This window comes from Mycetocola sp. 2940 (assembly GCF_040548835.1).
In the GTDB taxonomy this organism is placed as follows: Bacteria; Actinomycetota; Actinomycetes; order Actinomycetales; family Microbacteriaceae; genus Mycetocola_A.
Map to the genome: position 1 here is coordinate 198875 of NZ_JBEPSK010000006.1, position 17837 is coordinate 216711.

19 protein-coding genes and 1 riboswitch are annotated in these 17837 nt (G+C 65.8%); of the genes, 10 read left to right on the forward strand and 9 right to left on the reverse strand.

The genetic code is table 11. The features are described from left to right. Positions 1 to 42 precede the first annotated feature (42 nt). Together ABIE24_RS11140 and ABIE24_RS11145 are read left to right on the forward strand one after the other, a co-directional pair. On the forward strand, positions 43 to 1077 hold the full coding sequence (locus ABIE24_RS11140) for a 4-hydroxy-3-methylbut-2-enyl diphosphate reductase (RefSeq protein ID WP_354499662.1): 1035 nt from the start codon (positions 43 to 45) through the stop codon (positions 1075 to 1077). After that, complete coding sequence (locus ABIE24_RS11145; protein WP_354499616.1) at positions 1074 to 1616, forward strand: DUF6264 family protein; 543 nt, start codon at positions 1074 to 1076, stop codon at positions 1614 to 1616. The genes ABIE24_RS11140 and ABIE24_RS11145 overlap by 4 nt, the downstream gene beginning before the upstream one ends. 87 nt (positions 1617 to 1703) lie before the next feature. Here the strand turns inward: ABIE24_RS11145 and fbaA are convergent, their stop codons facing one another. Next, complete coding sequence (gene fbaA, locus ABIE24_RS11150; RefSeq protein ID WP_354499618.1) at positions 1704 to 2729, reverse strand: class II fructose-bisphosphate aldolase; 1026 nt, start codon at positions 2727 to 2729, stop codon at positions 1704 to 1706. Positions 2730 to 2824: 95 nt separating this feature from the next. Between fbaA and ABIE24_RS11155 the strand changes: the two genes are divergently transcribed. Both ABIE24_RS11155 and glpX read left to right on the forward strand, forming a co-directional pair. Further along, positions 2825 to 3784 carry a class II fructose-bisphosphatase family protein gene (locus ABIE24_RS11155; RefSeq protein ID WP_354499620.1) on the forward strand — a complete coding sequence of 320 codons (960 nt, stop codon included), beginning with the start codon at positions 2825 to 2827 and terminating at the stop codon, positions 3782 to 3784. Between the two features lie 106 nt (positions 3785 to 3890). After that, positions 3891 to 4874 (forward strand): class II fructose-bisphosphatase, encoded by a 984-nt coding sequence (gene glpX, locus ABIE24_RS11160; RefSeq protein WP_354499622.1) that lies wholly within the window; start codon positions 3891 to 3893, stop codon positions 4872 to 4874. Between the two features lie 116 nt (positions 4875 to 4990). On the opposite strand, the gene ABIE24_RS11165 is transcribed toward glpX, so the two are convergent. Beyond that, positions 4991 to 6358, reverse strand: coding sequence for a DNA recombination protein RmuC (locus tag ABIE24_RS11165; protein ID WP_354499624.1), 1368 nt, complete (start codon positions 6356 to 6358; stop codon positions 4991 to 4993). Between the two features lie 169 nt (positions 6359 to 6527). On the opposite strand from ABIE24_RS11165, the gene ABIE24_RS11170 reads away from it, so the two are divergent. From ABIE24_RS11170 to ABIE24_RS11180, 3 genes are all read left to right on the forward strand, one after another. Next, a complete protein-coding gene (locus tag ABIE24_RS11170; protein WP_354499625.1) occupies positions 6528 to 7463 on the forward strand; it encodes a DMT family transporter in 936 nt (311 codons plus the stop codon). A gap of 6 nt (positions 7464 to 7469) precedes the next feature. Next, complete coding sequence (gene ychF / locus ABIE24_RS11175; protein ID WP_354499627.1) at positions 7470 to 8543, forward strand: redox-regulated ATPase YchF; 1074 nt, start codon at positions 7470 to 7472, stop codon at positions 8541 to 8543. Between the two features lie 199 nt (positions 8544 to 8742). Beyond that, entirely contained in the window at positions 8743 to 9363 is a 621-nt protein-coding gene (locus tag ABIE24_RS11180) for an NADPH-dependent FMN reductase (protein WP_354499629.1), read from the forward strand. An 83-nt stretch (positions 9364 to 9446) separates the two neighbouring features. On the opposite strand, the gene ABIE24_RS11185 is transcribed toward ABIE24_RS11180, so the two are convergent. The 6 genes from ABIE24_RS11185 to ABIE24_RS11210 form a co-directional block, all read right to left on the reverse strand. After that, the gene (locus ABIE24_RS11185; RefSeq protein WP_354499630.1) at positions 9447 to 10394 is read right to left on the reverse strand and encodes an SMP-30/gluconolactonase/LRE family protein; all 948 of its coding nucleotides are present in this window, start codon (positions 10392 to 10394) and stop codon (positions 9447 to 9449) included. A gap of 113 nt (positions 10395 to 10507) precedes the next feature. After that, positions 10508 to 10906, reverse strand: coding sequence for a VOC family protein (locus tag ABIE24_RS11190; RefSeq protein ID WP_354499632.1), 399 nt, complete (start codon positions 10904 to 10906; stop codon positions 10508 to 10510). A 33-nt stretch (positions 10907 to 10939) separates the two neighbouring features. Next, the gene (locus tag ABIE24_RS11195) at positions 10940 to 11560 is read right to left on the reverse strand and encodes a dihydrofolate reductase family protein (RefSeq protein WP_354499634.1); all 621 of its coding nucleotides are present in this window, start codon (positions 11558 to 11560) and stop codon (positions 10940 to 10942) included. A gap of 35 nt (positions 11561 to 11595) precedes the next feature. Next, positions 11596 to 11997: a DUF7144 family membrane protein gene (locus ABIE24_RS11200; RefSeq protein ID WP_354499636.1), complete on the reverse strand. Its 402-nt coding sequence runs from the start codon at positions 11995 to 11997 to the stop codon at positions 11596 to 11598. Positions 11998 to 12100: 103 nt separating this feature from the next. Beyond that, positions 12101 to 13336, reverse strand: coding sequence for a non-homologous end-joining DNA ligase (gene ligD / locus ABIE24_RS11205; protein ID WP_354499637.1), 1236 nt, complete (start codon positions 13334 to 13336; stop codon positions 12101 to 12103). Between the two features lie 64 nt (positions 13337 to 13400). Then, positions 13401 to 13976 (reverse strand): GNAT family N-acetyltransferase, encoded by a 576-nt coding sequence (locus ABIE24_RS11210; RefSeq protein WP_354499639.1) that lies wholly within the window; start codon positions 13974 to 13976, stop codon positions 13401 to 13403. Positions 13977 to 14131: 155 nt separating this feature from the next. Then, positions 14132 to 14196: riboswitch (guanidine-III (ykkC-III) riboswitch) on the forward strand. 11 nt (positions 14197 to 14207) lie between these two features. Here ABIE24_RS11210 and ABIE24_RS11215 point away from each other — a divergent pair. Further along, positions 14208 to 14531 carry a DMT family transporter gene (locus tag ABIE24_RS11215; RefSeq protein WP_354499641.1) on the forward strand — a complete coding sequence of 108 codons (324 nt, stop codon included), beginning with the start codon at positions 14208 to 14210 and terminating at the stop codon, positions 14529 to 14531. A gap of 19 nt (positions 14532 to 14550) precedes the next feature. Here ABIE24_RS11215 and ABIE24_RS11220 read toward each other — a convergent pair whose 3' ends face one another. Beyond that, positions 14551 to 15072 carry a CarD family transcriptional regulator gene (locus ABIE24_RS11220; protein ID WP_354499643.1) on the reverse strand — a complete coding sequence of 174 codons (522 nt, stop codon included), beginning with the start codon at positions 15070 to 15072 and terminating at the stop codon, positions 14551 to 14553. A 431-nt stretch (positions 15073 to 15503) separates the two neighbouring features. On the opposite strand from ABIE24_RS11220, the gene ABIE24_RS11225 reads away from it, so the two are divergent. After that, positions 15504 to 15992, forward strand: a complete 489-nt coding sequence (locus ABIE24_RS11225; protein WP_354499645.1) for a hypothetical protein — start codon at positions 15504 to 15506, stop codon at positions 15990 to 15992. 101 nt (positions 15993 to 16093) lie between these two features. After that, the gene (locus ABIE24_RS11230; RefSeq protein WP_354499647.1) at positions 16094 to 17683 is read left to right on the forward strand and encodes an ABC-F family ATP-binding cassette domain-containing protein; all 1590 of its coding nucleotides are present in this window, start codon (positions 16094 to 16096) and stop codon (positions 17681 to 17683) included. Positions 17684 to 17837 lie beyond the last annotated feature (154 nt).

A 17837-nucleotide genomic window follows, 5' to 3' on the forward strand; every position in this document is an offset into this window, starting at 1 on the left:
CCCTAGAATTGGCACGTGAGTGACGCAACAATCAGCCTGCCCATGCCGAGGATTCCCGGCGTGCGTTCGAGGCTCAAGGATACCCCGGTGGTCGGACATAAGCGGGTGCTGTTAGCTGCGCCCCGTGGCTACTGCGCCGGTGTGGACCGTGCCGTCATCGCTGTCGAGAAGGCGCTCGAGCACTACGGTTCGCCGGTGTACGTGCGCAAGCAGATCGTCCACAACATCCATGTCGTATCGGAGCTGGAGAGCAAGGGCGCGATCTTCGTCGAGGAGGTCGACGAGGTCCCCGAAGGAGCTCACATCGTCTTCAGTGCGCACGGGGTGTCGCCCGCCGTGGTGAATGCGGCCGCCGACCGGGGTCTGCAGGCCATCGACGCCACCTGCCCGCTGGTGACGAAGGTGCACCGTGAGGCCGTGAGGTTCGCCCGTGACGATTTCGAGATCCTCCTCATCGGCCATGAAGGCCATGAAGAAGTCGAAGGCACGGCCGGTGAAGCGCCCGAACACACGACGCTGGTCGGAAGCCCGGACGAAGCCGACACCGTCCAGGTGAAGGACCCGAACAAGGTGGTCTGGCTGTCGCAGACGACGCTGAGCGTCGACGAGACCATGGAGACGGTCCGCCGGCTCCGTGCCCGGTTCCCGAACCTGCAGGACCCGCCCAGCGACGACATCTGCTACGCCACCCAGAACCGCCAGGTCGCGATCAAGAAGGTCGCACAGGACGCAGACCTCGTGATCGTGGTCGGATCCGCGAACTCGTCCAACTCGGTCCGCCTCGTGGAGGTGGCACTCGAGTACGGCGCCAAGGCCGCCTACCGGGTGGACTACGCCAGCGAGATCAAGCAAGAGTGGGTCGACGGCGTCGAAACCGTCGGCGTGACCAGCGGGGCCTCCGTACCGGAGGTTCTCGTGACCGAAGTCCTCGAGAGCCTGGCCTCGGCCGGTTATCGCGACGTCCAGGAAGTGAAGACGGCCGAGGAGGACCTGATGTTCTCCCTGCCCAAGGAACTCCGCACCAACCTGAAGGGTGCCAAGGACAAACGGGCGCTCGGCGGAAGGAACCGGCCATGAGCGACGCCCAGCGACCCCGGCCCCAGTTCGGCGAATACGCGACGCCCGAGGAGCAGAAGAAAGCGATCAAGGTTCCGCTCGACGACACCGAGTCGATGCCTGTCGCGTCGAAGGAGTCTCCGACCAGTCACATCAGCGTGCAGGGGTCTCCGCGAACCCAGGCCGTGCCGGCGGGCCCGAGTGGTGACCGGGTGGCGACGATGACTCTGCTCGGGATCGGCCTGCTGACGATCCTTCTGTCGATGTCCGCCCTCGTCGACCTGCCGACAGCGATCGACACGGCGTTCGCGCAGCTCGGACTCGAGGATTACACCTCCTTCGCCCTCGGCTCGGCGCTGGGCTGGACCGCCCTCATCCTCGCCGTGGCGCTGTGGGTAGCCGCCCTCTGGCTGTCGATGCGCGCCCTCCGCCGCGGACGCAAAGCCTGGTGGATTCCCCTCGTCTTCGGCGTTCTCGGCAATGTCGTCGTCTTCGCCTGCGTCGCATTCGCGATGGTCGGCGATCCTGCGTTCACCGAGTACATGAACCAGATGAACTGACCGGCTCTGAACCCCGCCCACACGAGAAAGACGGATGCCCCGACCGCGCTGGTCGGGGCATCCGTCTTTCGTGTGCGCGCCGGTGGCTCAGCCGCGCGAGTGGCCCGCTGAACCGAGCTGGCGGGTCGATTCGACGACGCGGGCGGCCATCGCCGACTCGGCAACCTTGCCCCAGGCGCGGGGGTCGTAGAGCTTCTTGTTGCCGACGTCACCGTCGACCTTGAGCACACCGGCGTAGTTCTTCAGCATGTAGTCGGCGATCGCGCGGGTGTAGGCGTACTGCGTGTCGGTGTCGATGTTCATCTTGACGACGCCGTTCGCGACGGCTTCGGCGATCTCGGCGTCGGTCGAGCCGGATCCGCCGTGGAAGACGAGGTCCAGAGGCTTCGGGCCGGTTCCATACTTGGCGGCGATGCCGTCCTGGATCTCCTTGAGCAGTTCCGGCTTGAGCTTCACGTTGCCCGGTGCGTAGACACCGTGCACGTTGCCGAAGGTCAGTGCGGCCATGTAACGGCCGTTGTCGCCGAGCCCGAGGGCTTCGACGGTGGCGATCGCGTCGTCGAGGGTCGTGTAGAGGTGCTCGTTGATGTCGTGGCTGACACCGTCTTCCTCGCCGCCGACAACACCGATCTCGACCTCGAGAATGGCGTTGATCGCACGGGTGCGCTTGATCATGTCTTGGGCGATCTCGAGGTTCTCGTCGAGGGGAACGGCTGATCCGTCCCACATGTGCGACTGGAAGAGCGGGTTGCGGCCGGCCTTGACCTCTTCTTCGGACGCGGCGATGAGCGGCATCACGAAGCCGTCGAGGGCGTCCTTCGGGCAGTGGTCGGTGTGGAGCGCGACCGTGATCGGATAGTTCTTCGCGACCTCGGTGGCGAACTTCGCGAAGGCGATGGCCCCTGCCGCGCGGTTCTTCACGGTGTGGCCGGCGAAGTAGTCGGCACCGCCCGTGGTGACCTGGATGATCCCGTCTGAGCCGGCTTCGGTCAGTCCCTGGAGTACCGCGTTGATGGTCTGAGAACTCGACACGTTGAACGCGGGGTAGGCGAAACCCTTCGCCTTTGCGGTGTCGAGCATTTCTGCGTACTGCTCTGGGGTTGCGACGGGCATATCTTCTCCTTGACAAGATGGGAATGTCTTTCGAGGTTCAGTGTAGCGAGCGGCTCCCGAACGGAGGAGCCGCGTGAACAGGGCAGGATTGGAGGGTGACTTCCCCCAGCCTGCCCGCCGACGTCCTCGAGGGTTTCGCCCGCGCCACCCGGAGCGCCGCCGTCGCCACTCTCGATCTGCTCGGCTCGGGCAAGAAGATCGAGGTGGACCGTGTCGCCGTCGTCGCCCTGCGCGAAGCCCTCGCCGGCATCGAGGTCGACGGACTCGTGCTGGTCGGTGAAGGGGAAAAGGACGAAGCCCCCATGCTCCACCTCGGCGAACGGTTCGGCACCGGCACCGGGCCTGGCGTGGATATCGCCGTCGACCCTGTCGACGGCACCCGGCTCGCCGCCGAGAACCTGCCCGGGTCGGTCGCGGTGCTCGCGGTGGCCGAACGTGGCACGCTGTTCGACATCGGCCCGGCTCACTACATGGAGAAGCTGGTGACGGATGCCACCGGTGCGTCGCTCGATCTGGGCGCGCCCCTCGCCGAGAACCTGGCACGGCTTGCCGCTGCCCGCGGCGTCGCGGTGGGAGACCTGGTCGTCGCCGTGCAGGACCGTCCGCGCAACGACACGTTCGTGTCGGCGGCCCGGACCGCCGGCGCGCAGGTCGATCTCTTCGCTGACGGCGACGTGGAGCGGTGCCTGCTTGCCGCGCAGTCAGGCACCGCCATCGATCTGCTTGTGGGCATCGGGGGAGCACCGGAGGGAGTTCTCACCGCCGCAGCGGTTCGCGCCCTCGGCGGCCACATGCAGGCGCGCCTCGCTCCCCAGAGCCGTCGGGAGGCAGGGCGGGTGCGGCTCGCCGGGCTCGAAACGGGGCGGGTACTCACCCTCGCGGAGCTGTGCACCGGCGACGCCTGGCTGTTCCTCACCGCGATCACCGACTGCCGGATCGAAGCCGGGCGGGTTCTGCCTGGTGTGCGCGTCCACGGCTCGCATGTCATCACGTCATCGTGGAGCGCCGGGCCGGGAATCGTGGTGCGGCGCACCACCGCCCGGACCGCGAGGTGAGCACACGTCCGTTCATGTAAGGAGTCCTGGCGTTCCCGCGCCGGTAGGCTGGACAGGTCAACAGCGAACCCGCCATCGCAACCACCGTTTCCGATTAAGGACCATTGTGACCCCCGATTCCTCCTCCCTCCTCGCCCACCCCGACCGCAACCTCGCCCTCGAACTCGTGCGGGCGACCGAGGCTGCGGCCATCCGGGCCACGCCGTACATCGGACGCGGCGACAAGCTTGCTGCCGACGGTGCCGCCGTCGACGCCATGCGGGCCTTCCTCGGCACGGTGAACTTCGATGGTGTCGTCGTGATCGGTGAGGGCGAGAAGGACGAAGCCCCCATGCTGTACAACGGCGAGCGCGTCGGAAACGGTCGTGGCCCTGCCTGCGACATCGCCGTCGACCCGATCGACGGCACGAGCCTCACCGCGGCCGGCCGCCAGAACGCGCTCTCGGTGATTGCCGTGTCTGACCGCGGAACCATGCTCGACGCATCCAGCGTGTTCTACATGGACAAGCTCGTCACCGGTCACGAGGGCATCGGCGTCGTCGACATCCGCAAGCCGATCGGTGAGAACATCCGTGCCCTGGCGAGAGCGAAGGGCAAGGGCGTCGGCGACATGACCATCGCCGTCCTCGACCGCCCGCGGCACGCACAGCTGATCGACGAGATCCGCGCAGCGGGTGCTGGGACCCGGTTGATGCTCGACGGCGACGTGGCCGGTGGCATCAACGCCGTACGCGAGACCACCCGCATCGACATGTGCGTCGGCATCGGCGGCAGCCCCGAGGGCATCGTGACCGCGTGTGCCGTGAAGGCGCTCGGCGGGCTGATTCAGGGCATCATGGCGCCTAAGGACGACGTGGAACGACAGCGGGGCATCGATGCCGGACTCAAGATGGATTACGTCTACGAGGCCGATGAGCTCGTCGCCAGCGACAACACGTTCTTCGTGGCGACCGGTGTGACCGATGGAGGGCTCGTCGACGGCGTGCGGCGGTTCGGGTCGATCATCCGCACCGAGAGCGTCGTGCTCCGGTCGAAGTCGGGAACGATGCGTCGCATCGTGGCTGAGCACCTCGCGGAGAAGTGGCTCTAGGCGCGTCTCAGGTCTGAACCGACAAAAGGGTCGACACTCCTTGTGAGTGTCGACCCTTTTCGTCTTCGCAGCGTGCGATGACGGATGCTGCTCGTTGCGCAGGGCCAAGCGCGCGGTCAGCTGCCCGCGCGCTCCCGGATCTCACGCGTGATCAAACTCTCCTGGCCCGCATCGCCGCCTGCCGCGAGCCGTTCGGTGTCGATTTCTGAGACCAGTTCCACGGCGGCGAGGTCACGTGCGGTCTCCTCCAGCGCGGTGAGCGCCGGGATCGTCTTCGACTCGTCGAGCACGTTGAGTTTGCGAGCCGATGGAAGCACCTGGCGTTCCAGTGAGCCGACGAACCGGTTGTAGTCGGTGACCGTCGCTTTCACCGATCGCCCGAGCTTGTCGATGTGTCCGGCCATGGTGGCGAGCCGGCCGTAGAGCTCGCGGCTGAGGTCGAACAGGGTCTTCGCCTCCTGGGAGACGACATCCTGCTGCCAGCTGAAGGCCACGGTTTTCAGCACCGACCAGAGGGTCACGGGGGAGGACAGCGCGACGCGCTTGCTGAACGCGAACTCCATGATGGTGGGGTCGGCCTCAAGGGCGCTCGACACCAGCGACTCGCTCGGGATGAACGCGATGACCATCTCGGGGCTGGCATCGAGGCCGTCCCAGTACGTTTTGCTGCCCAGCGCGATCACGTGGTCACGAACGGCCTTCACGTGCGCTTTCATGAGCTGGGCGCGACGGGCCAGCTCGGGTGCGGATGCCGTCAGCGGGATCGCGCTTGCCTCGATGTACGAACTGAACGGCACCTTGGCGTCCACGGCGATGCTCTTGCCGCCGGGGAGGTAGACGACCATGTCGGGCCGCCCTGCACCGCTGTCGGAGGTGATGCTCGACTGCACATCGAAGTTCACCCGCTCGAGCAGGCCGGCCGCCTCTACGACACTGCGCAGCTGCGTTTCGCCCCACACGCCACGGGTCGAGTTGTTGTTGAGGGCTGACGCGAGCGACTCGGCTGTGGAACGGAGCCTCTCCTCGGATTCGGTTGCGCTTCGCAACTGCTGTGCCAGCTCGCCGTGCTGCCTGGTGCGCTGGGTCTCCAGTTCAGTGACCTTGTGCTGCATCTCCTGCAGGCTCTCCCGCACCGGTGCAAGCGCCTGCAGCACACGGCTTTCGGAACGGGCCCGCTCGGCCTCGTCATCGCGTTCGCGGCGGTGCCGTTCCACGAGGTCCTGGTACTGGTCGCGTTGGGCGTCGATCCTGTCCTGCAGGGCATCCGCGCGAGTCTCGGCGCGTGCCAGGAGTTCGGCGAGTTGCGCATGCCGCTCAGCCTCCGACGCGCGCAGTCGCGCCAGCTCTGATTCGTGCCGTGCCACGACCACGGGGTCGACGGTATCCGATCCGTACTGCCGCCGCCGGACGACGACAAGCGTGGCCAGGGCGCCGACGAGGGCGCCGAGGAGAACTCCGAGCAGGAGGGTCAGGAGAGGGTCCATGGAATCAGTGTGACAGTGACCGCCGACACCGCTCGTGTGCGAACCACCCCGCAGCGTTCGAGGGACTCAAACCGCTCTGATCCCTCTTTGCGGGTTTAACAGCGGTTTGCGTCCCTCGAACGCCCGAACGGGTGCACGAAGCGCCCGCGCCGCTCGATACGATCGAGTAATGGCTTCGTGGCGCGTCTACCTCTTTCTCGTGTTGGCGAACCTGTTCTGGTCAGGCAACTACGTCGTCGGCAACCTCCTCGCCGGTGGGATCAGCCCGCTCCAGCTCACCGCAATCCGCTGGGCCATCGCCGCACCGTTCCTCGTGGTGCTCGCCGTGCTGATCGAGAAGCCGGACTGGCGTGCCGCCCTCCGCGAGTGGCCGATGCACCTGCTGCAGGCCGCGTTCGGCCTCATCGGCTTCTGTCTGTTCAGCTACCAGGCCCTCGCGCACACCACGGCACTGAACGCTGCGCTCGTCGGGGCAACGAACCCGGTCCTCATCGCCGTGGTCGCCGCCCTTCTGATTCGCGAGCGGATTCGACGAACCAGCAGCCTCGGGCTGGTCACCTCCCTCGTCGGCGTGTTCCTCATTCTCACCAACGGCAAACTGCTCGAGGTGTTCACCACCGAGTACAACGTCGGCGGGTTGTGGATGCTCGGTGCGGTCATGGTGTGGACCGTGTACACGATTCTCGGACGGACGCTGAAGACGGGACCCGTGACATCCGCCGCCGTTCAGTCGGTGTTCGCTGCCGCCGTCCTCGCACCGGTGACGCTGCTGATCGGCGGCCCGATCACCCTCGACAGCGCCGGCTGGTGGGGCGTGCTGTACATCGGGCTGTTCCCCTCGGTACTGAGCCTGATGCTCTGGAACATCTCGGTGAAGAAGATCGGCGCCGGGCGGGCGGGGATCTACCTCAACCTCATGCCGGTGTTCACGGCGCTGATGGCGCTTGCGATGGGCACGCCGATCACGCTCGTGCAGGTTCTCGGCGGAGCCCTCGTCATCGCCGGTGTCTGGCTGACCAGTCGTCCACCGCGGACCGGGCGCGTCGCTCCGGCGTCGCCGATTGCGCTCGACGCAGAGTCCTCGGAGGTCGGCCCGGTACGATAGACCCTCGTGGCTCTAACTATCGGTATCGTCGGTCTCCCTAACGTCGGCAAGTCAACCCTTTTCAACGCACTCACCAAGAACTCGGTGCTCGCGGCAAACTACCCGTTTGCGACGATCGAACCGAACATCGGTGTGGTGAACCTGCCCGACGCGCGCCTCGGCGTGCTGGCAGGGATCTTCGGCAGCGAACGCATCCTGCCTGCGGCCGTGTCGTTCGTCGACATCGCCGGGATCGTGCGCGGCGCCAGCGAGGGGGAGGGGCTCGGCAACAAGTTCCTCGCCAACATCCGAGAAGCGGATGCCATCGCGCAGGTCATTCGCGGATTCTCCGACGAAGACGTCATCCACGTCGACGGTGCCGTCGACCCGGCCGGCGACATGGAGACCATCAACACGGAACTGATCCTCGCCGACCTGGAGACCCTCGAGAAGGCGCAGTCGCGCTTCGAGAAAGAGGTCAAGGGCAAGAAGCTCGACCCGATCGTGTTGAACACCGCTCTGGCCGCGAAGGAATATCTCGACACCGGCAAGCCGCTCTCCAGCTCAGGGCTCGACCTCGAGCCGATCCGTGAACTGGGACTGCTCACCTCGAAGCCGTTCATCTACGTCTTCAACATCGACGAGGGCGTGCTGCAGGACGACGTCAAGCTGGCCGAACTGGCCGCTCTGGTGGCGCCGGCGAAGGCGATCTTCCTCGACGCGAAGCTCGAATCCGAACTTATCGATCTCGACCCCGAAGACGCCGCCGAGCTCCTCGCCTCGACCGGCCAGGCCGAGTCAGGGCTCGACCAGCTCGCGCGCGTCGGATTCGACACACTCGGCCTGCAGACCTACCTCACGGCAGGACCGAAGGAATCTCGCGCCTGGACCATCCCGAAGGGGGCGAAGGCGCCACAGGCGGCCGGTGTCATCCACACGGACTTCGAGCGCGGCTTCATCAAGGCCGAGGTCATCTCGTTCGACGACCTCGTCGAGACGGGTTCCGTCGCTGAGGCTCGGGCCAAAGGCAAGGCCCGTATGGAGGGCAAGGACTACGTCATGGCTGATGGAGACGTGGTGGAGTTCCGCTTCAACGTCTAGCCCCGCGAGGCGCTGCCTTTGACGGGTGCGCACGCACCGGAACTACCGCACATCCAGCAACCGGCGTTGCATCGCAGCAGACATTGGGACAAAATTTCGCGGATCTTGGCGCGTCCTTGAGGAACCTCTGGGAGCTTGTGTCTACGACTCGAAAGCAGGAACCGAGTTCACCGGCAGCGCGAGAGAAGGAGCGATCCCCATGTTCGACTCAGCACCAGTTCAGTCACCGGTAGCGCCGATGAAACTCATGATCATCCTCGGCAGCGTGAGGCCACAGCGTGTCGGCCTTTCCGTCGCCCTGTGGGTACACGAACTGGTGACCGAGGCCACTGATATCGAAATCGACTTCGTCGACCTCGCCGAATTGAACCTTCCGTTCATGGATGAGCCGGGGCATCCGAGGGACCAGCAGTACACCAAACGGCACACCTGGCTCTGGAGTGCCAGGGTTCAGGCCGCTGACGCTTTCCTTTTCGTCACGCCCGAGTGCAACCGGAGCTTTTCGCCCGCTCTCAAGAACGCCATCGATTTTCTTTACCACGAGTGGGTGGGCAAGCCAGTCGGCTTCGTCAGCTACGGAGGACTTGGGGGTGGGACGCGCGGCGTAGACGCCCTGCGGCCGGTCCTGGGCTCTCTCCGGCTGGTGCTGACAAAGACGAACATCGCCATCCGGTACGTCACCGAGCAGATGCACGACGGCTCCTTCGTGCCGTCCGATACGCAACGGGTCGACCTCATCACGCAGCTGGCGGAATTGCGCTCGCTCAAGCCGGCTGTCCACGACGATCACGCATCATCACGCGTGTACGCCATCACGTAGACCCTCACAACCACACCACTTGCTGTCTTTGCGGTGGTGCAGGGGCGTCGCAACCCTGCAACCCCAGCATCTCGCGCGGGTGGTCACCGGTCGATGCGCACCACGGAGTACTCCGTGTCCGGCGTCGGCTCCGTGTCGAAGCGCGCGTTCGGCAGGTAGAGGCCGCTGCCGAACCTCGCGATCGTCGTCGGGATCTGGAAGTCGGTGTCAGTGATTTCGTCGACGAGTTCGCCACTGGTGCCGGCCGGGTCGAGGCGGACGACGGCGACCGTGTTCAAGAAGTTCTGGGCGACGTACAACGTGCGCCCGACGACGAGCAGCCCGTCGCCGTTGGTGAGCAATGCACCGCCCAGGTCCACGATCGTGGCGACGCCGCTCTGGGGATCCACGCGGTACAGGAGTCCCGTGGACGACTGGATCACGAGAAGCGCCTGATGGTCGGGGGTCTCGGCGATACCGTTGGCGTTGAATCCCACCGCCTGCTCCCAGTCACCCGTCAGGGCGACGACCTCGAACGCATTCTCCGCCGGAAGTGCACCGCCGGGTCCGAGCGGAACCTTGTAGAGCTGTGCCTGCTGGCTGTCGGTGAACCAGGCAGCGTCACGCGTGACGACGACATCATTGATGAACGTCGGCTCACTGTGAAAGGTGTAATTCCGGAGGAGTTCGCCGGTGACGGCATCCACGACCCGACCCTCCCCGGTGTCGCCGCCCGCGACGAAGAGCCGGCCCCGCTTGTCGATCTTCAGGCCAACGGATGGTGTGCCGGGGCCGTCGAGCGTCCTGATCTCCTCGCCCGTTCGCGCATCGAAGACGTACACGTCGCCGTTGGCGAGCGAGCCGACGTAGCCAGTGCCACCGGGCCCGATCGTGATCCCCTCGGGCTGGAACCCGTTGGGCAGCCCGATGACCTCCTCGAAGTTGCCGGGCGGCGCCTGCGGGGCGGCGAAGACCGCGGGTGTTCCTGAAACGATCAGGAGCGCACCCAGTGCGGCGGCGGACAGTGTGCGTGCAACGATGCGACCGGACATGCGGTCATGCTACTCAGGCACAGGCGACCGTCAACCGCCCCCGCGAGATGCTGAACGTGCAGGGGTGCGATCGCGGTCACACCGCCACAAACGTAGCAACTCGCGGTTGCGGGTCACTCGGGTTCGTATCCGATGAGCCAGTGCAGGCCGTGGCGGTCGATGACCTGGCCATCCGACGCGCCCCACGGCTTCGGGGCGAGAGGATCCACGACGACGCCCCCGACGGCGAGTTGATCGAACCAGTCGTGGAGGACCTCCGGGACGGCGGTTCCCAACAGGGAGAGCATCAAACCCTCAAACCGCACAGGCTTTTCGCCTGCCGCTGCGTCCGATCCCGCGAGGGCGACGACGCCGGTGAGCACGCCGTGAGCAATGGCATCCGGCGAGCCGTCGCTCCGGCCGAAGTCCTCGTTCGTATGCAACGAAAGCTCTCCGCCGAAGACATCCGCGTAGAAGCTGAGCGCCTCGCGGGCCGTGCCGGGAAAGCTGAGATAGATCTGCGGCGCCGTCATGCCGTCAGCATAGCGAACGCCGTCACGAAGCAGTCAGGTCATGTCACCCGTCTCCGGAACGGGACCCTTCCACCCGTAGCGCAGCAGCACGGCGCCCTTCTCGGAAACAGCGCCAGCGCCGAGCAACTCGAGGGACGCCGGTGGCCCGTCGTCGGGAAACAGGCGTTTGCCCGGCCCGACCACGATCGGGTACACCCACAGGTTCAGCTGGTCGAACAGGCCGTCGACGACGAGCGCCCGGGAGAACTCGATGCTGCCGATCACGTGGATCTCCTGGTGCCGCTCGCGGAGCGCCGACACCTCCGCGACGAGGTCGCTGCCGAGCAGGTGTGAGTCGCGCCAGGCGAGGTCCGGCGTGCCCCGCGACGCGACGTACTTGGGGATCGCGTCGAATTTGCGGGCGATCTCGGCCTCCGGCCCATCGAGTTGATACGGCCAGTACGAGGCGAAGATGTCGTAGGTGCGCCGTCCGAGTAGCAGGGCGTCCATGGTCTGGATGCCCTCGTCTACCTGCGCGCCGACGGTGTCGTCGATCAGGGGCGCCTGCCAGCCACCGAACGCGAAACCGCCTTCGCTGTCTTCCTCAGGGCCGCCGGGCGCCTGGGCGACTCCGTCGAGTGTCGTGAAATGGTCGATGTGGATGCGACCGGACATGCGATTCTCCTTCCGTCGCGGCGTCGCCACGATCTTCACTCAGCTATGCGCAGTTCTTTCCCATGAACGATCAGCGCATAAATGATCAGGACATCGATCGCGATGATGATCAACGACCACCACGGTTGCGCTGGGAGGGTGATGAGCGAACCGAGCGCGCTGGCGGCGGCCAGAATGATGGCGACGACCCGCGCCCAGGCCTGCCCGGCGACGAGCGAACCCGCCGTGATGACGAGGAGCACCCCAACGATGAGGTTCCACCATCCCCAGCCGGTCAGATCGAGCAGCCACAACGAATCGCCCCCCACCGCCCAATAGGTGTTGGGCCCGACCAGCGCGACGATCGCCTGGACGAGGTTGAAGAGGCCGCTGAGGAGGAGGATCACCCCGGCGAATTTCGCCCAGCCGACCCATCGAGTTCTGGTCACGGTGCTCATGTCGATTCCTTTCTCGGATTCGTCAGAAGCTACATTCCCGTTGGCGGCTCGCGCATCACTCGAATGGTGTGACATGTACTGCCCGGACCGGGCCCGAACGTCCTCACGATGCCGACGGGCTCTTCCCCGCCCACGGGTCGTAATCGACCTCGAGTTCTGCCTGTTCCGGCCGCACCTTCTCCGGTACGTGCTGGAGGTTCACCCGGATCCGATACCAGAGAGAGCTGGAGCCCCGCATCCCGTCGACGAGCACATCGGCCGGCTCAAGGAGGGTCACGACGTCCGGATGCCTGGACTTCCACCGCTCCAGACCGGCCAGCGCCTCAGGCTTCGTTTTCGCACGGGCGATCTCGATGAGCGGCATTGTCGAGGTGCGGCGACCCGATCCGTCGGACGACTTCGGCGGCTTCTCGGCGGGGCCCAGTTCTTCGGCGAGAGCGAGCAAGGCGTCGAGGCCGCCGACGGCGTCGTCGATTCCGGATGCCGCGTCGCCGCGTTCCGCGAATCGCTCGATCACCGTGCGGACCGTGAACTGCTCCGGACGGCATCCGGGCACCTCGTCCCAGTCGAGCGGCGTGGACACCCGAGCATCTGGAAGAGGGCGGACCGAGTACGCCGACGCGACGGTGCGGTCCTTCGCGTTCTGGTTGAAATCGACGAAGACGCTCTCGCCCCGCTCTTCCTTCCACCATTTCGCTGTAGCGAGGCCTGGAGCGCGGCGTTCGACCTCCCGGGCGAGCGTCTCAGCGGCCAGCCGCACCTGTCGGAAGTCCCAGCGTGGCTCGATCCGGGCATAGATGTGGATGCCGCGGGAACCGGATGTTTTCGGCCAGCCGACGAGGCCGTGATCGGAGAGGACCTCCCGGGCGATCATGGCGACGTCGACGATCTGGCGCCAGTCCACGCCCGGCATCGGGTCGAGGTCCACCCTGAGTTCGTCCGGGTGATCGAGATCGTCCGCCCGGACCGGGTGGGGGTTGAGGTCGATGCAACCGAGATTCACCACCCAGGCCAGCGACGCGGCATCCCGGACGACGACCTCTTCGGCTGAGTTGCCCGACGCGTACTGCAGCGTGGCGGTGTCGATCCACTCCGGGCGCTTCTCGGGTGCTCGCTTCTGGAAGAAAGCCTCCTGGTCGATACCCTTCACGAACCGTTTGAGGACCATTGGCCGACCGGCCACGCCACGAAGCGCCCCGTCGGCAACGGCCAGGTAGTACTCGACCAGGTCGAGTTTCGTCAGGCCGGGTCCGGGGAAGACCACCTTGTCCGGGTTCGAGACCTGCACCTCGCGGTCGCCGATCTGCAGCACCGCTGCCTGGCTCTTCGTCGGACTCATGAGCCCACCGTAATGCTGCGCGAGCCGACGCGTCAGCCCCCACCTGGCGTTGCAGCGGCCGGCGTCAGGAGAGCATCCTACGCATGAGGATGCGCGGAAAACCGCCCGACACCGAGGTGGTGTCGGCGGCTTTGGTGAAACCGGCGCGTTCGAACATGCTGCGCGTGCCGACGAACGCCATGGTCTGGTCGACCCGCTCTCCCTCGTTGTCGACCGGATAACTCTCGACCACAGGAGCTCCGGATGCGCGGGCGTAATCGACGGCACCGTCGATGAGCGCTTCGGTGACGCCTTGTTTGCGGAATCCGGGCCGCACCCGGATGCACCAGAGTGACCAGACCGGCAGGTCGTCGAGGTGCGGGATCTTGCGGGAATTCTCAATTGGATGGAGCTCCGACCGGGGAGCGATTCCCGCCCAGCCCACCGGGTCGCCGTCGAGGTACGCGAGCACTCCCGGCGCCAGCTCGCGGGCGCACAGCTCCCTCACCTTGTCGGCACGGGCGGTCCCCGCCAGCGATCGATTCTCTTTCGAGCTCAACCGCCACGACAGGCACCAGCACACCGACGACTGCGGGTTCTTCGGTCCCAGCATCGTTGCCAGGTCATCGAACTCGTGGGCCGGTCTCACGTCGAGGGTCATCGCATCCGCCTTCGCTCGTTGCTCGGGTCCATCGTGACACCGACGTCCGCGGACAGGAAGCGCTTTCGAGCGGATGCCGTGAGCGCACGGCATCCCGGTTCCTGTGCAAGTCCGGAGCAAACGGGCCGGTGAAGCGCGGTTTTGCTATTCTCGAGGCAGGCTGCGGGGATGCGGCCCCGGACGAGGGATCAGTACCCGGAACGCGACAAGACTGGCCAGGAGCGAACAGTCATGTCGTGGATCATTCTTCTTGCGTCCGGTGTGCTCGAGGCCGTCTGGGCGACGGCGCTGGGCAAATCAGAGGGTCTCACCAAGCTCTGGCCATCGCTGGTATTCGGTGGAGCGCTCGTTGTCAGCATGGGCGGTCTTGCGTGGGCGATGCGCGACATACCGATCGGCACGGCCTATGCGGTGTGGGTGGGCATCGGCGCTGCCCTGACCGTCGCGTGGTCGATGATCACCGGCGACGCGAGCGTCTCGTGGATCAAAATCGCCCTGCTGCTGGGGCTCATCGGGTGCATCGTCGGACTGAAGCTCGTCGACGACGCCCACTGACGACCGCGGCCGTCGAGGCTTACGCGGCGGCGGTTGCCGCTGAGGAACCGGATGCCGTGTCGCCGGTCAACGCCTCGTGGAGTTCCCGCTCGGCTGTGTCGTAGTCGACGCCCAGTGCGAGAGCGATCTCGGTGACGAGCGGGCGTTGTGCGTGGCGCAGCAGGTCGCGTTCCGCGAGGGAAAGGCCTTTGTCGTCGTTGCGGCGCGTGAGGTCGCGAACCACACTCGCCACGGTCACGATGTCGCCGACCCTGAGCTTCTCCTGGTTGTCCTTCATCCGACGGGACCATTTGGTCTCTTCGTCGAGGGTGGGTGCGCGCAGCACGTCGAACAGGGCGGTCATTTCGGTCGAGTCGAGGACCGCGCGCATGCCGACCTTGTCCGCACTGGCGACCGGGACGCTGACCGACAGCCCTGAATCGTGGACTTCGAGCTTGAAGTATTGGATCTCGACGCCCTTGACGACTCGGGAGAAGATCGAGGTGATGGTGGCGGGGCCGTGATGTGGGTAGACGACGGTCTGGCCTTCAGAAAACTGCATGGGGATGTACCTCCGGGTGCGCAATAAGCGCCACACTCGACTTCACCGGCCGGGTGAACGTGAATTCATTCCGCCGGTGACGGTCGTCCCAAGGCGAGGCGCACGACTCGCTCGTGCGCCAGATGACATGGGCGCGCGGACAGGACGTTCCCACACGGGTGGGAGGTTCTGGAGCCGCAAGCTTGGCTGGGTCAATTATCTCACACGGTCCCGACATCTTCCTGGGCCGCTCACCCGCACCGGATGATTCGGCACCATCCTCCCATCGGTATCGTGAGCCGCATCCGGGGGAACGCTGGCGGAAAAGCGCCTCGTATGTCGCGGGGCAGGTCACGGAGGAAGCTCATGGGAGGGATCATCCGAGAAATCCTCCCGCCATGCGGTCGACGGAGCACGCGATGAACGATCCGGGGCCGCGTAACAATGGACGGGTGACGACAACACCCAAACTGGAGTTCATCACCGAGGAGTCGGTCTACGGAACCGTGCTCGTCAGCGGGATGATCGTCGTCTCCCGCGGATACGGCGCCAGCTCGTGGGAGACCTTCCAGCTTGTCCTCGGAACCGTCCTCGTCTTCTGGATCGCTCACGTCTACGCGGGAACAGTCGCCGGGTACCACGCCGTCGAAGGGGACGAGACGTCGCTCCGCGTGGCGATCCGGCGGGCGCTCCGCCGCTCGGTCGGATTCCTCACCGCCGCCATCCCGCCATCGATCGCGCTCCTGTTGGGCGCGCTCGAGGCGATCCCCGACGACCTTGCAGTCTGGACCGCACTATGGCTCGGCGTCGCGATCCTCGCTGCGGTCGGCTACCACGTCGCCGCCGCGCGGGGAAACAGCTGGCCGGTGCGCCTGCTCAGCAGCCTCGGGACCGCAACGCTCGGGATGGCGATGATCCTGCTCAAGGTGTTCATCCACTGAGGCCGAGGACGGGCCGCACAGGTCGTTCAGCTACGGTGGATAAGCTCCAGCGTTCAGGTAACCCCCGCCTCAACGACACGATCCTTGAGGAGAACCCGGGCATGAGCCTGATCCGACTGAACGACGTCAGCGTGCGATTCGAAAGCACTCCGGTGCTCCGGGAAGCCTTCTTCCGGCTGGAAACCGGTGACCGCGTCGGCCTGATCGGCCGCAACGGCTCAGGAAAGACAACCCTGATCAAGCTGATCCTCGGGCAGGTGGCGACGGATGCCGGAACACTCACGCTGGACGACGGCATCCGGATCGGGTATTTCTCGCAGTTCTCCGAACTCGACGGCACCGCGACGATCAGCGAGGTCCTCAACGACGTGTTCGGCGAGATCCGCGCGGTCGAAGCGGAACTGGCGGCGATCGACGCAGCCATCGCCGCCGACCCCACCGCGGACCTCGATGCGCTGATCGGCCGCCAGGGAGAACTGTTCGAGGAGATGGATCGACTCGACGGCTGGGACTATCCGCGCCGCATCGACGAGGCGCTGACCCGTCTCGGCTTCGATGAGGCCCGTCGCACCTGCCCGATCGACGACCTGTCCGGTGGTTGGCGCAACCGTGCCGCGCTCGCGAAGATCGTGCTCGAGCGGCCCGACGTGCTGCTGCTCGACGAACCGACCAACTTTCTCGACGTCGCCGGCGTCGAATGGCTCGAAGCATGGTTCCGGGACTTCCGCGGAGCGGCGATCATCGTCTCGCACGACCGTACGTTCCTCGACTCCGTTGTCACACGCATCGTCGAGCTTGAGAACTTCCACCTGCACGAATACCCGGGCAACTTCGCCGAGTATGTGGTGCAGAAGCAGTTCCGGCTCAAGACCCTCGAACAGCAGTTCGTGCACGAGTCCGAGCTCCTGGCCTTCGAAGCCGAGGGCATCGCCGACCGGCGGGCGGCCGCGAAGGCAGCGAGTAGGGGACTGGACAAGAAACTGTCCGGGATCAAGAAGTCACGCGCTCCCCGCCCCGTCGACCAGATCATCACCGAGATCTACGGCGGCCTTCATGTCAAGGACATCCTCTGCCGGGTGACGGGGCTGTCGAAGGCCTACGGCGACAACGTTCTGTTCTCCGACCTCACGTTCGAGATCCGTCGCGGCAACCGCATCGTCGTGCTCGGCGCGAACGGAAGCGGCAAGTCGACGCTGCTCCGGGTGCTCACCGGTGAGGAAAAAGCCGACTCCGGTGAAGCGCTGTGGGCTAAGGGCTCCGGTGTCGTCTCGTACAACCAGATGCTCGCCGACCTCGATGACGACGACACGATCACCCACGCGGTCAATGCCGCGCCGGGCAGCCTCGCCTTCGCGGCGACCCGCAAGTCGGTGGGCCGGTTCCTGTCGATGTTCCAGTTTTCGGAGGCGGACCTCAAGCAGCGGATCGGCAACCTCTCCGGCGGGCAGCGGGCCCGCGTCGCGATGGCCCAGTGCCTGCTGTCCGGGGCCTCGGTGCTCATCCTCGACGAGCCCACCAACCACCTCGACATGCCCAGCACCCAGGTGATGGAACGGGCTCTCGTGCACTTTCCCGGGGCGGTCGTCGTGGTCTCGCACGACCGGTTCTTCAGCGACAAGGTCGCGAACCGCAAGCTCGTGTTCGGCGTCGACGGCAGCGTGCCCGGCGAGATCGAGGTCCGCGCGGCGTGACCTTCACGGCGTGCGTGGGAGCATCCGTACCTTCCGGTGACGCAAAAGCTCCGTATCGTCGCGCGGGTTCTAACGGTTAGAGCAACACCTGATTATTGAAGGGTGTTGATCGAGATGAGTCCGAGGTTCTCGGAGCGGATGCTGGGCGATGTCG

Bases quoted from the DNA above. Each gene is read 5' to 3' on its own strand.
- ABIE24_RS11140 (WP_354499662.1), top strand. From the start codon at position 43: ATGCCGAGGATTCCCGGCGTGCGTTCGAGGCTCAAGGATACCCCGGTG.
- ABIE24_RS11145 (WP_354499616.1), top strand. From the start codon at position 1,074: ATGAGCGACGCCCAGCGACCCCGGCCCCAGTTCGGCGAATACGCGACG.
- fbaA (WP_354499618.1), bottom strand. From the start codon at position 2,729: ATGCCCGTCGCAACCCCAGAGCAGTACGCAGAAATGCTCGACACCGCA.
- ABIE24_RS11165 (WP_354499624.1), bottom strand. From the start codon at position 6,358: ATGGACCCTCTCCTGACCCTCCTGCTCGGAGTTCTCCTCGGCGCCCTC.
- ABIE24_RS11170 (WP_354499625.1), top strand. From the start codon at position 6,528: ATGGCTTCGTGGCGCGTCTACCTCTTTCTCGTGTTGGCGAACCTGTTC.
- ABIE24_RS11180 (WP_354499629.1), top strand. From the start codon at position 8,743: ATGTTCGACTCAGCACCAGTTCAGTCACCGGTAGCGCCGATGAAACTC.
- ABIE24_RS11185 (WP_354499630.1), bottom strand. From the start codon at position 10,394: ATGTCCGGTCGCATCGTTGCACGCACACTGTCCGCCGCCGCACTGGGT.
- ABIE24_RS11190 (WP_354499632.1), bottom strand. From the start codon at position 10,906: ATGACGGCGCCGCAGATCTATCTCAGCTTTCCCGGCACGGCCCGCGAG.
- ABIE24_RS11195 (WP_354499634.1), bottom strand. From the start codon at position 11,560: ATGTCCGGTCGCATCCACATCGACCATTTCACGACACTCGACGGAGTC.
- ABIE24_RS11200 (WP_354499636.1), bottom strand. From the start codon at position 11,997: ATGAGCACCGTGACCAGAACTCGATGGGTCGGCTGGGCGAAATTCGCC.
- ligD (WP_354499637.1), bottom strand. From the start codon at position 13,336: ATGAGTCCGACGAAGAGCCAGGCAGCGGTGCTGCAGATCGGCGACCGC.
- ABIE24_RS11210 (WP_354499639.1), bottom strand. From the start codon at position 13,976: ATGACCCTCGACGTGAGACCGGCCCACGAGTTCGATGACCTGGCAACG.
- ABIE24_RS11215 (WP_354499641.1), top strand. From the start codon at position 14,208: ATGTCGTGGATCATTCTTCTTGCGTCCGGTGTGCTCGAGGCCGTCTGG.
- ABIE24_RS11220 (WP_354499643.1), bottom strand. From the start codon at position 15,072: ATGCAGTTTTCTGAAGGCCAGACCGTCGTCTACCCACATCACGGCCCC.
- ABIE24_RS11230 (WP_354499647.1), top strand. From the start codon at position 16,094: ATGAGCCTGATCCGACTGAACGACGTCAGCGTGCGATTCGAAAGCACT.